Annotated in this window: 9 protein-coding genes; 7 read left to right on the forward strand and 2 right to left on the reverse strand. The window is 61.5% G+C overall.

Features of this window, described 5'->3' with window-relative positions; all coding sequences use genetic code 11:
• Positions 1-202: 202 nt before the first annotated feature.
• Positions 203-1165, forward strand: coding sequence for a peptidylprolyl isomerase (locus PLJ71_21220; GenBank protein ID HQM51210.1), 963 nt, complete (start codon positions 203-205; stop codon positions 1163-1165).
• A 40-nt stretch (positions 1166-1205) separates the two neighbouring features.
• A complete protein-coding gene (locus PLJ71_21225; protein ID HQM51211.1) occupies positions 1206-2009 on the forward strand; it encodes a hypothetical protein in 804 nt (267 codons plus the stop codon).
• Between the two features lie 43 nt (positions 2010-2052).
• Here the strand turns inward: PLJ71_21225 and PLJ71_21230 are convergent, their stop codons facing one another.
• Positions 2053-3822: a TolC family protein gene (locus PLJ71_21230; protein HQM51212.1), complete on the reverse strand. Its 1770-nt coding sequence runs from the start codon at positions 3820-3822 to the stop codon at positions 2053-2055.
• Positions 3823-4242: 420 nt separating this feature from the next.
• On the opposite strand from PLJ71_21230, the gene PLJ71_21235 reads away from it, so the two are divergent.
• The 4 genes from PLJ71_21235 to PLJ71_21250 all read left to right on the forward strand — a co-directional run bounded on the left by PLJ71_21235 (position 4243) and on the right by PLJ71_21250 (position 10079).
• The gene (locus PLJ71_21235; GenBank protein HQM51213.1) at positions 4243-5784 is read left to right on the forward strand and encodes a hypothetical protein; all 1542 of its coding nucleotides are present in this window, start codon (positions 4243-4245) and stop codon (positions 5782-5784) included.
• Positions 5785-5924: 140 nt separating this feature from the next.
• Complete coding sequence (locus PLJ71_21240) at positions 5925-7199, forward strand: DegT/DnrJ/EryC1/StrS family aminotransferase (GenBank protein HQM51214.1); 1275 nt, start codon at positions 5925-5927, stop codon at positions 7197-7199.
• Between the two features lie 196 nt (positions 7200-7395).
• Positions 7396-9393 (forward strand): ABC transporter ATP-binding protein, encoded by a 1998-nt coding sequence (locus tag PLJ71_21245; protein HQM51215.1) that lies wholly within the window; start codon positions 7396-7398, stop codon positions 9391-9393.
• Positions 9390-10079 carry a hypothetical protein gene (locus PLJ71_21250; protein HQM51216.1) on the forward strand — a complete coding sequence of 230 codons (690 nt, stop codon included), beginning with the start codon at positions 9390-9392 and terminating at the stop codon, positions 10077-10079. The genes PLJ71_21245 and PLJ71_21250 overlap by 4 nt, the downstream gene beginning before the upstream one ends.
• A 63-nt stretch (positions 10080-10142) precedes the next feature.
• Here the strand turns inward: PLJ71_21250 and PLJ71_21255 are convergent, their stop codons facing one another.
• Positions 10143-11249: an OmpA family protein gene (locus PLJ71_21255; protein ID HQM51217.1), complete on the reverse strand. Its 1107-nt coding sequence runs from the start codon at positions 11247-11249 to the stop codon at positions 10143-10145.
• Between the two features lie 202 nt (positions 11250-11451).
• On the opposite strand from PLJ71_21255, the gene PLJ71_21260 reads away from it, so the two are divergent.
• On the forward strand, positions 11452-12995 hold a 1544-nt coding region (locus PLJ71_21260), incomplete at its 3' end, for a carbamoyltransferase N-terminal domain-containing protein (GenBank protein HQM51218.1).

Genomic DNA, 12995 nt, shown 5'->3' on the forward strand with positions numbered 1-12995 from the left:
TCAGAGGACATTTCTAATGGGGACGCAAGAGGACATTATCACTGTGGTTTGACAATGCGGCCCGGGCCGGTTGCACAGGGCCAGACCATGTGCTATGCTGCAGGGTTGTTGGGGCACGGCGTGCAGCCGGGCGGTAACTGTAAACCCTGGAAGCCTTTCCGAAGGTTCCATGCCCCGAACCGAAACGAAGAGGAAGCCGAAGGTGCGTACCCTGCAAGTGCTTGTGGTGATGTTCGTAGCGGCGGTGCCGGTTCTTCATGCGGAGATTGTGGACCAAATCCTGGCGACGGTGGATACCGAGGCGATCCTTTTGAGCGAGGTCATGATGGAGATTGCCCCCGGTCTGGCTGAACTCCAGGCGTCCTCGGCGGACCAGGCGTCTTTTGGTCGGGCCGCCGATAAACTCATCCGCGAGGCGCTCGACCAAGCCATCGAGACCAAGATCCTCCTGCGGGAAGCCGTGCGCACCGGTATCGAGTTCGACGAAGAACGCGTCGACGAACGGCTCCAGGAAATGAGGAAACGCTACGATTCGCCCGAGCAGTTCAACAAGGAACTCGAGGCGTCGGGCGAGACGCTCGGCGACCTGCGCGTCCGTATCCGCAAACAGACCCTTGCCCGGGCCATGGCGGTGCGCAAGCAGAACGAGTTCGAAAAGGAAGTCGTGGTGTCGGAGTCGGATGTTGCCCAGTATTTCGAGGACCATGAAAAGGAATTCTCCCGGCCTGAACGCGTGCGCGTCAGCCAGGTCTACCTGCCCGCTTCCAACGACGCGAACGAGCGCGCCACCGTCAAAGCGCGGATGGAAGAGATTCTGAGCGAGCTGAAGCAGGGCGGGGATTTTGCCGCGGTCGCGAAAGCGTACTCTAAAGAGCCCAGTGCGGAACAGGGCGGCGTCATCGGATGGGTGGTGCGGGGCGATTTGGTGCAGGTTCTCGAGGAAGCCGCGTTCACGTTGCCTGTGGGCGGCATCAGCGAAGTCCTCGAAAGCCCCGGCGGCTTCCACATCCTCAAAGTCGAAGAACGGCAAGACGCGGGCCAGGCCACGCTGGAAGACGTGCGCAAGGACATCGAACCCAAATTGCGCGCTCAAGTCGCCGCGGAACGTTACAAGAAGTGGGTTCAGGAATTGCGCAAGGAAAGCCGCGTCCGCGTTTTCTATTGATCGAAACAGCCGTTCTTGTGCCGGCCGGCCGGATAGCTTCATGCTCGCACGCGCGATGAAAATGGCCTTCTGGATCACCTACGACCACCTCGGGAAGTTCCTCGTCGTTGGGCTTCTATGGTCCGTGGCGCTGTTTGTGCCGGGGTGGATTGCCCTGGTTGGCCTCTTCAGCGGCGAGCCCGGGGTGCGCGCCATTATCGGCATACCTGCGGCGCTGGCCGCGTTCGGGATCATCCTCCCCGTCCCCAGCGCGGGACTGGCATACTTCATCAAGGTCCTGATCGACGAACGCGACGGAAGCATCGGCGACTTCTTTCGCGGCATCAAGCTGTACGCGGTGCGCGCCGTGGCAATCGGGCTCTTCTTCGTATTTGCCGCCGCCAGCCTGGGCACCAGCACGTGGTTCTACGCCGCCAAGCTTCGCGACACGGCGCCATGGCTTGGCTATGCCATCAGCGGCCTCGCACTCTGGTGCCTCTTGTTTGCCGCGCTGATGGGCTTGCTCGTTCTGCCGGCCCTGGTGCAGAAGAAAGCAGGCATCTACGAAACCCTCAAGCTGACAGCCCTCCTGGTTCTCGGCAATCCCTTGTTCTCGCTGGGCCTGGCTTTTCAGGTGCTGACGCTCACGGCCGTATGTCTTGCAATCTTCCCGGTATTCATCTTCCTGTACGGGCCCGGGTTCGCCGCTTTGACCGGCAGTGCGTACGAGATGCTGGCGCGCAAGTACGCGGCCAGGGCCGCGGAAACCGGCGCCAGACAGGACCGGCCTCCGTATCCTTCCGATGAAGAAGACGACTATTTGAACCGGGGTTTTCGAGATTTCCTTTTCCCGTGGAAGGGGTAATGGCGGGGCCGCGCCGAACGCCTGCGCTCGAGCCCAGCCAAGACTATTCTTTGTCGATGAAAGGAACTACGCTGCGAACGAACCCGATCGTGGGCTCGGGTTCCGGCGCGACAAACTCGATGCCCAGCATGTTCAACAGTGAGCCCTCCGCAAGCCGAAGGTCAACGAAAGCCTTCTCGAGGGCAATGGTGGCCTGCACTTCCTGGCTCTGGGCCGCGGTGAGGTCGTCCTGCATATCCAACACCTGGTAACTCGAGGTGAGACCGAGTTCGAGGCGCTTCTCTTCAGCCGACACGTTGACTTCCTGCAGCTTGCGCGACTGCTTGCTGCTTTCGACGAGGGTGCGGTTTGTCTCGATGGTTATGTATGCCGTGCGAACGGCGAGCATGATGTCCTGACGCGCCTTGTCGAGTTGCCGTTCGGCCTCGCTCACTTCAATGCGAGAGCGCTGGTATTGTCCTCGCGCCGTGCGGTTGCCAATGGGTACCGAGCCCTGAATATTGATGGTGTAAGAATTGTCGGTGCGGTCCTTGATGCCGTCGAACACGTCGTTCTTGTCGGGGCCGCGGCCGCCCTGAGACACGGAGCCGCCGATGTCCAGCTGGGGCAGCAGGCTATTCCTGGCCACGGTCTTGTTGATCCGGGCGCTCTCGATGGCCAACTCGGCGGAACGCACTTCGGGACGCATCTCGAGCGCGCGCCCAAGGCTCTCGTCGATATTCACCTCGGAATCGTCGGGGCGGGGCCGGTCTACGGGCACGATCCGGCGTTCCTGCAGCGGTTCCCCCTGCTGCACATTGAGCAGATTCCTAAGCCGGTTTGTCGCGTCACCGACCGTACCCATGGCCGAAATCACGTCGCTTTGGCGCGCTGCCAGGCCCGCGCGGGCCTGGACCACGTCGATGGCGGCGCCCACCCCGATCTCGAGCCGCTTCTCGTTCAGCGTGAGTAACCGCTCGGCGTTCGCCATGCTGCTCTGCCGCACCTTCAACTGCTCGATGGCGCCAACAAGGTCCCAATAGGCCTTAACGACTTCGGCAACCGAACTCATCGTTTGCAGTTTGAGCTGGTTTTCGGCCGACTCCTCGGCATTCTGGGCAATACGCACGCGCGCCAGGTTCACGGCCTTGCCGCGCCCGCGCAGCAACGGCTGGGTAAGGGAGAGGGTCAATCCCCCGCTCCACTCCTTGATGAAGTAGTTGAAGGTGCTTTCCTCGGTCTCGACCATGAGCGACACGTCATATTGCGTGCCCCATTGAAGCTTTCCCGAGATTCCCGCCTTGCCGCTCGTGAGGTAGTCTTCAATCTGCGAAATGCCGCCAAACACATAGACTTGAGATGACGCCTGTTGTTGGGCCTCCGTGTAGGTAAGGCTTCCCGACCCGATGGGATCAAATTCACCGCGCGCCGCCATGATGTCCGCCGCCGATTTCAGCGGACTGAAAGATACTATCTGAATTGTCAGATTGGATTCGAGCGCGCGCCGGATGCACTCCTCGAGCGTCAACGGCATTTCGTCACGGGCGGCCTTCGCAGCGAGCTTCTCATAAAACGGTTCGAGTTCGATCGCTTCCAAGTCTATCTTCTGCTCGAAGCGCGGCGCGACGTAGGGGTTTGCCTCGCTGGCCTCCGGAGGGGCGGATTCCGCGGCTTCCTCGGGGCCGGGTTGTGCCTCCTGCGTCCTCTCGGGTTCCGGAGAAGATGCCGCCGCTTCTGCTTGGGCCAGATGCAGACGTTCGTCGCCACGGACCGTCCCAGCGGACGCCAGAATCAACAGGATCGTCCCCGCGAACATCACACGCAGGCTGTTCATCAGACTCCCCTCTAGACGTTTCATTCCACACCCGGGGCGCGCTATTCCCCATCATGACCATAGGACACATTCAGCGCCATGGGGGTTTCACGAACTGCAAAGTTCCCGATGCAGGCTGGCCTTCCGCAACACGGCCTCCCCACCCCACAGAGTGTAATAAACCCCGCAGACGCAGTCAATTGGGCGAACAAGGGCGCAAACAAGGGCGCAAACAAGGGCGCAAACCCCCGCTGTGGCGCGGTTTCCCGACCGCGCCACTCTCACGACCGAAGGTCTCCAAAACACAACGGCCCGCGGGCTCGATGCCTGCCTTGATGGCTCCTGCGCCCGTTCGTCTCTTGGATTCGCCGCGGTTTCCGGGTACTCTAGTGCCGGTCTTCTTTCAGGATAAAGAGGCGCACTGAATACGGGTATGCAATCATGACAATTGTCAATAGGCCATCACGACGGTTTCTTGTTGTCTCGAGCGCGGCGTTCGCTGTCGTTCTTTTCGCGTGGGCAGCATCGGCGGGGGATGAGGCGCCCGCGCTGCCGGAAGGTCTTAATGAGCCAGCACAGGCCCAAGACAAGGCAGACGCCCAGGGGCCCGCGCTGCCGGAAGGGCTCGGCACCGACGAACCTGCCGGGCCCGCGTTGCCCGAGGGTCTGGACAGCAGACCGGCGGCTCCCGCAGCGCCCGATGCAGAGGCAGAGGGACCTCAGTTGCCGGAGGGCCTCGGGAAAACGGTCTCCGGCGAACAGGCCGCTGCCGGTGAACAGGAGCGGCCCAAGAAGCTGCGGCCCAACTGGTTGCACGGGTTCTGGGACGTGCGCGGGGGCGTCCGCACGCAGAACGACCCGGCGCAGTCCAAAGACGCCACGCTGGGCGAACTTCGGCTTCAACTCGAGGCCGATAAGGCATGGAACAATGTCGTGTTGAAGTACCGGGGCGATTTTATTGGCGACGCGGTACTCGAACAGGGCGATTACGATTTGCGCGAGTTGTCCCTCACGCTGTCGCCCGCGAGTTTCCTTGACGTGCGCCTGGGCCGCCAGGTGCTGACCTGGGGCACGGGCGATTTGTTGTTCCTCAACGACCTGTTCCCGAAGGATTGGCAAGCGTTCTTGAGCGGGCGCGACGTCGAGTATCTCAAGGCGCCGTCGGACGCTATCCGCACGACGTGGTTCACCGACTGGATCAATATCGATTTCGTTTATACCCCTCAGTTTGATCCCGACCGGTTTATCACCGGCGAACGCCTGAGTTTCTACAACGGGCTGTTCGGGCGCACGGTGGGTTCGGACCACCAAGCGGATTACAACGCACCCAGCACGTGGTTCGAGGATGACGAGTTTGCGCTGCGTCTGTATCGCATGGTGGGCTCAGCGGAGCTGGCGTTCTATGCGTATTCGGGGTACTGGAAGAGTCCGGGCGGCCAGCGTTTTCCCCCGATGCAGGCCAGTTTCCCGAAACTGAGCGTATACGGGGCGAGTTTGCGCGGGAACATTTTCAAGGGCATTGGGAACGTGGAGATGGCGTATTACGACTCGCGCCAGGACCGCGGCGGCGGCAACCCATTCGTCAACAACAGCGAGTTCCGGCTCCTGCTGGGCTACGAGCGCGAATTGGCCAAGGAATTCACGGGCGGCGTACAGTACTATCTCGAGCACATGATGGACTACAGCAGTTACCGCAATTCGCTCGTGCCGTTCATCATGGATGCGCGAGACCAGGACCGCCACCTGTTCACGGTGCGGCTGACGAAACTACTGATGCGACAGGACTTGACGCTCTCGCTGTTCGCGTTCTTCAGCCCCAGCGATGTGGATACGTACCTGCGGCCCCTGGTGAGTTACAAGGTGAACGACCACTGGACGGTCGAGTGTGGGGGCAACGTGTTCTTCGGCGAAAATCGGGCCACCTTCTTTGGGCAGTTTGAAGACAACACCAACGTGTACGCCACAGCCCGGTATTCGTTCTGAATCCCGGGATTTCAAACTCTCGGGTTTGCGGTTCGCACGCGTTCTGATGCAGAATCGGGGGCATAGGGTTCGTTCGGTCCCGGTTGGGGTGTTTCCATGCTCAAGCGGGGAAACTGAAACAAGGAAAAGGATAGGCGATCATGAGCGAGAAATTGGCCATTGACGGAGGGCAAAAGGCGGTTACCAACAAACTGGCCCCCTGGCCGCAGTTCAACGAAGCGGCAATCAAAGCGGTGGAGGAAGTGTTGCGTTCGGGGAAAGTCAATTACTGGACCGGCAAGAAGGGCCGCGAGTTCGAGGAGCGGTTTGCGAAGTGGCAAGGCAGCAAATACGCGATCAGCGTGAACTCGGGCACATCCGCCCTGCACGTGGGATTGGCGGCGCTGGGCGTCGGGCCTGGCGACGAGGTCATCGTCCCGAGCTACTCGTTCATCGCGTCGAGTTTTTCGATTTGTCAGGCGGGCGCCATTCCGCGGTTTGCCGACGTCAACCTGGAGGACCACTGCATCAGCGTGGAGTCCGCCGAGAAGCTCGTGAACAAGCGCACCAAGGCCATCATGCCGGTGCACTTGTACGGCAATGTCGCGGATATGGACGAGATCAACGCCTTTGCGAAGAAGCACAATCTGTTCGTGATCGAAGACAATGCCGAGGCGTTCGGCGGCGTATACAAAGGCAGGAAGACCGGCGCCCTGGGAGACATCGCGGCGTGCAGCTTCTGCCAGAACAAGACCTTCACGACGGGCGGCGAAGGCGGTATGGTCACTACGGACAATGAGGATTTGGCTTGGGAGGCGCGGAGTTTCCGCGACCACGGTTACGATGTGAAAGCGCGCCTGAGCCTGCTCGAACTCGAACAGAAGCTGCCGTACATCCACAACCGCGTCGGCTGGAACTACCGCATGACTGAAATGCAGTCGGTGATCGGTCTGGCCGAATTGGACCGGATCGACTCGTGGAACATGCCGGCCCGGCGCCGCAACGCCCATATTGTAATGGACGCGCTCGAGGGGCTGCCGCAGGTTCTGTATGGGCCGATCGACACGGCCGAACGCCAGAACGGCTGGTTCGTGATGGCGTTCTCGCTCGACATCGAGAACATGGCGTGCGACATCAACAAGTTCGTCGAAGCGGCCGGCGCCGAGGGCGCTCCATGCTGGAAGGTGTTCTGGCCGCAATGCCACACGGAAAAGGCGTTCACGAAGAAGCGGGGCTTCGGAGATTCGGGTTTCCCGTTCACCTCGAAGGAATACGCCGAGCCCGAAAGCGTCGACTACGCCAAGGTCGAAGTGCCGAACGCCGTCTGGCATCAGAGCCACACGTTTACCTGTTTTGCCTTCCCCACCTATACCGAGGATGACATGCGCCAGATCGCCCATGCGCTCGTGAAAGTCATCAAGGCCTACTCGAAGTAATGCACGTCCTCCGGCGCCCGGGACAGGCGCCGGGCGCCGGAGGTTTTGTGCGCCGGTTCAGCTCCGAGCGGCGCTCAGTGCTGGCGTGGCCTGCCCGGGCTTATCGCCGGGGGAACGGGTGCGGGGTTTTGATTGGCCTAAAGTGCTATGTTAGCATCCGTTGGCTTGATGTGTTTCGGCTACCACGGATGTGCTCATGATCGAGATCAGCGAAGACCCCAATTACAACCCGCGCAACCTGACTCCGCCCAGGACAAGCGTGTGGTCCGTCTATAGGCGGTTGCTGGGCTATGCACTGCGCTACAAGGGACGCCTTGCGGTGTCGATTCTGTTCGCCCTGCTCGTTGCGGGGTCGTTCACTTCGATGATTGTGGGCGTAGCGGCGGTGGTTGATGTGTCGCTGAGCCCGCCCGAGCCGCTCGGGAACACCGGAGCCGCCAAGGAGACGATCGAGCAGGCTGAGGCGCGGGCAACAGACCAATTAACCGAGAAATACGCGCCCCGGGTGGTTTCGGCGTTGAAACCGCTCGAGTTCGCGCACGGGATGGATGAGATCGCCCTCCGCCAGGGCGTCCATGATGTTATTGCGGGCATGCGGGCCCGGCCGATGTATGCCATTGAAGTGGCGTGCTTCTTGCTCGTGGGCTTGTCGCTGGTAGCAGGTATTGCGCGTTTTCTCCAGGAGTATCTTGCGGGGACGATAGGAGCGAACATTTCGGTCGAACTGGGGCAGGAAATGTACGCGAACATCATGCGCCTGTCGCTCGGGTTCTTTGAGAAACACCCTACCGGGGAACTGATCGCCCGATTCGCGAACGACATATTTCAGGTGAACCGCGGTCTGTCGGGCGTATTCGTGAAACTCATGCGCGAGCCGTTCAAGGCGGTCTTCTTTATGATTACGGCGTTCACAATCGATCCGCTGATGACCCTGATCGGATTGTGCGTGCTGCCGCCCGTTGCCGCCGCGATCTATCAACTCGGCCGGAAGTTCAAGAAGAGCGTGCGGCGGTCCCTGGAAAAGGTGGCCTCGATGGCGATGGTGGCGTCGGAGACGTTCAACGGGATTGCGATAGTCAAGGGTTTCTGCATGGAAGCTTACGAGATCGCACGCACGAACGCCGAATTCGCCAAACTGCGCCGGTATCTCGTGAAGATGGTGAAGGTAGATGCAGCGGTCGGCCCGGTGGTCGAATTCGTGTTGATTCTCGGCGTGGCCGCGCTGGTGCTGTTTGCGGGAGCGCGCGTGATGAGCCAGGAGATGAGCCAGGGCGACGTCGCAGGCCTGATCTTCGCGTTTGCCCTGATGCTGGACCCGCTGCGGAAGCTTTCGACGGTGAACAATCAGATCCAGACCAGCGTGGCGAGCGCGGAACGCGTGTTCGAGTTCATCGACATGCAACCGGAAATCGTCGAGAAGGCCGGGGCGCGCGCCCTGCCGAGGCTGTCCAATTCCATCCGTTTTGAGAATATTCACTTCGCCTATAAGCGGGGGACCGAAGTGTTGCGGGGCATCGATCTCGAGGTGAAAAGGGGCGAGATGGTGGCATTGGTGGGGTTCAGCGGCGCGGGAAAAAGCACGCTGGTGAAACTCTTGCCCCGTTTCTACGACGTAACGGAGGGGGCCGTGAAGATCGACGGCGTCGACATCCGGGACGTATCGTTCACGAGCCTGCGCGATCAGATCAGCATCGTTACCCAGGAGACGATCCTGTTCAACGAATCCGTGCGCGACAATATCGCGTTCGGACGCAAAGACTATACCGCCGGGCAAGTGCTCGCAGCCGCACGGGCCGCCTATGCCGACGGGTTCATCGATGCGCTGCCCGAGGGGTACGACACGGTTATTGGAGAAAGTGGCGCGACCTTGTCCGGCGGCCAACGCCAGCGGCTGGCCATTGCCCGGGCCATCATCAAGGACCCTGCGATACTCATCTTGGACGAAGCGACCTCGAACCTGGATTCCGAGAGCGAACGTGCCATACAGAAGGCGTTGGCGGCGTTCGTGGAGGGCCGCACGACCATCGTGATCGCCCACCGGCTGGCGACCGTGCAGCGCGCCCACCGGATTGTCGTGATGGATGAGGGCCGTATCGCGGAACTCGGCACGCATCAGGAACTTCTCGCGAATGGCGGCATATACCGCCGCTTGTACGAGCAGCAGTTGTTGTCGGGCGGCGAGGACACCGCATGAAGAGAGCGCTCCCAGCCGCCGTCGCGCTTCTTCTCGTGCTCGGCAGCTGCGGAGAAGAGGAAACGGCGCCACAGCGTGCAGAGCCTTCGGAAATGGCTCAAACCGGCGCGGGCGGGCCGGTTTCCGGGGAGATGCAGCGGTTTACCCGGGCGCCCGTCATGGTGGTGGATCTGGAGGGCCGTCCCCTCGCCAATATGCTTCCGCTCGCTACGGACAGCCCAAACGCATTTCAGAAGCCGGTGGTGCAAGGGGAACTTACGGGGTCCGGCGGGACGAGCGAGCTGTCGTTGCCGCGCGATAGGCACCTCTATGTGCGCGCGTGGGACCCGGCGTTGCGCATGTTCCCCAACAATTTCTACGAAGTGCTGCCTCCCACGGGGGATACGACCGAGACCATGACCATCACGATGGTGGAAGGCGCTACGCTTGCCATGACGCTGCTTGACGCCAACCAGAATCCCGCGGCGAACGAGAACGTGGGGCTCATGATGTTTCACGGGGTGCACGGCGCGTGGTGGCCGGCCGAAGGCAATACCGATGAGAACGGCCGGGTGCAATTCGCGCTCGTGCCTCCAGGCGAATACACGGTGAAGGTCAAGGCCGTCACGAGCGGACAGCTCGAGCTGGGGAGCGTGCGTCTGTCTCCCGGGGGTAAAACGGATCTGGGTCCCCTAACGCTGCAATGAAGAACCCGGCGGTCATGGCGCCAGCTGATGCCTCCAGCCCATGCTCCGTTCTGTGTGTCCCGGCTATTCCAACACGATTTCCACGCGGCGGTTGAGCGCGGCGCCCGCCGCCGTATCGTTCGCGCTGACCGGCTGCGCCTCGCCGTGGAAGGACACGATCAGCCGCTCGGGGGGAATGCCCTGCTCCATGAAATATTGCTGCACCTTTTGTGCGCGCCGCCGGGACAAGTCCATGTTGTACTTGGGCGAGTGGCTGTTATCCGTGTAGCCTTTTACGTGGACCATGATCTCCGGCCACTCGGTCAACAACTGGGCGATACCGCGCAGGTATCCTTTTGCGGTGGCGTCAAGAGTCGTGCTGCCGCGGGCGAACGGGATCGCTTCGAACCTGGGATATTCGTCCGGTGCGCCGTCGAAATCGCGCCAGCGGTTGCGCGTTTCGGGTTCGAGGGGAGCGAGATCGACGCTGTCGGGAATGCCGTCCTGGTCGTTGTCCGGGTCGGGCGCGCCATCCCCGTCTTCGAATCCATCCAGGTCTTCCGGCAACAGGGGCTCGGCGTCTTTGAGGTCGACAATGCCGTCGCCGTCGGTGTCGCGGCGCCACATGGTATCGATGAGGGCTTCGGTATCCACGAGGGCCTTGGCGGCTTCGCGCCATTCCTTGCCTCGCACGAGGTTGTGTTCGGCGACGCTGAGACGGGCCGTTGCCTGGGCGTACAAGAGGGGCGCGGTTGTCTTGGCCTTGTCCTGGTCGATTTCGAGGTAGCGCGTCTTTATCCGCCCGAATTCCGCCTGACATGTTGCCGGGTCTCGAGCGGGTTCGGCCGTGACGGGAACGCGCTGGTTCTCGGGGATGGCCCGGATGGACGCCTCGGCCATGTTCAGGGCGAGATCGGCGTAATCCCACGCGCCACGGCGGTTGTGGGCGCGCCTCTGCTGGCGGGCGATATCGAGATAGTACTGGGCGGAGAAGAATTCGTAGGGCGCATAGGCGGCGGCGCCCAGGCTGCGCGCCTCCTCGATTTTGGCCCTGGCCGTGTCGATGTCGACCCGTTCCAGCTCGGCATATTCGCGGGCGGTTGGAACACTCAGGATATCTCCGCCGGTGGTCTGGCATCCGGCCGCGGCCAGCGTCAGCAGCGCCAAGGCTGCAATCGTCGTTCTTTGCATCGGAACACTCCTCCGTTTACGGGCGTGTCGTTCGGGCTTCGCAGGCGCGCCCCGCCGAAAAAACACGCGGGCGGTCTTCGCGCAAGGGCTTCTTCATTTTCACGCGCGGCGCGGGAAATCGCGGAGCGAGTTGATACTATTTGTCTCAATGGGATAGATTCAACCTTGGCGGCTCCGATCTTTGTCGCGAGGTTTGGCCTTTATGCATATACTCGGCCTTTCGGGATTCTACCACGACAGTGCTGCGGCAATCGTGCGGGACGGCGAAATTGTCGCGGCAGCACAGGAGGAACGGTTCACCCGCAAGAAGCATGACCCGGGTTTCCCCTCGGGCGCGGCCGAGTATTGCCTTCACGAAGCGGGCATCGATGCCGGCGGCCTGGACTACGTGGTCTTCTACGACAAGCCTTTCGTGAAATTCGAGCGGCTTCTGCTGACCTACCTTTCCGTGGCGCCCAAAGGGATTCGCTCGTTTTTCACCCAGATGCCGTCCTGGCTGAAAGAGAAGCTGTTTGTGCACAACATCATTCGCAAACAGTTGGAATACGAGGGGCCGGTTCTTTATACGATGCACCATCAGGCCCACGCGGCGTCGGCGTTTTTCCCGTCACCTTTCGAGGAGGCGGCGTTCCTGACCCTGGACGGCGTGGGCGAGTGGGCCACGTCGACCTATGGAATCGGGGAGGGGAACAGGGTTCGGATCCTCAAGCAGATCAACTTTCCGCATTCGCTGGGGCTTCTGTATTCGGCGTTCACGTATTTCACGGGGTTCAAGGTGAACAGCGGCGAGTATAAACTCATGGGGCTGGCGCCGTACGGCGAGCCGAAGTACGCGGCAGCGATCCTCGAGCATCTTATGGATGTGAAAGAAGACGGGTCGTTTCGGTTGAATATGGACTATTTCGATTACTGCGGCGGATTGCGGATGACGAACGACCGGTTCGCGGAACTGTTTGGCGGGCCTCCGCGGCGCGCCGAAACCGAGATTACGCAGCGTGAGATGGACCTGGCGCGGTCGGTGCAGATCGTGACCGAGGAAGTCATGCTCCGGATGGCGAAGGCCATCCACCGGGAAACGGGCATGCGGCATCTCGCCATCGCCGGCGGCGTGGGCCTGAACTGCGTGGCCAACGGCCGTTTGCTGCGGGAAAGCCCGTTCGAAGACATCTGGATCCAGCCTTCGGCGGGCGATGCGGGCGGGGCGTTGGGCGCGGCCCTGTTTGCGTGGCACCAACTGCTCGGAAACGAGCGGCACGCCGACAGCCGCCGCCAGAAGGCGAGTTATCTCGGGCCCGGGTTCAGCGAAGAGGCCATCGAGACCTACCTGCAGGAAGAGCGCATTCACTACGAACGTGTCGACGAAGAGACGATGTGCGATACCGTGGCGCAACTCCTGGAACGCGGCAAGGTCGTGGGCTGGTTTCAGGGACGCATGGAGTTCGGGCCGCGCGCGTTGGGTGCGCGCAGCATTCTGGGCGATGCCCGCTCGCCGGCCATGCAGTCGCTGCTCAACCGCAAGATAAAGTACCGGGAGTCTTTCCGGCCATTCGCGCCGTCGGTGCTGGCGGAGTATGTGGACCGGTATTTCGATCTCGACCGCGAAAGTCCGTACATGTTGCTGGTTGCCCAGGTGCGCAACGGCAGGCTGGCCGAACTCACCGAAGACGAAGCCAATGCCCGGGGGTTCGACAAGCTCCGGGTCGCGCGGTCCGAGATTCCGGCGGTGACCCATGTCGACAACTCAGC

The organism is Candidatus Hydrogenedentota bacterium, from assembly GCA_035416745.1.
GTDB lineage: Bacteria > Hydrogenedentota > Hydrogenedentia > Hydrogenedentales > SLHB01 > UBA2224.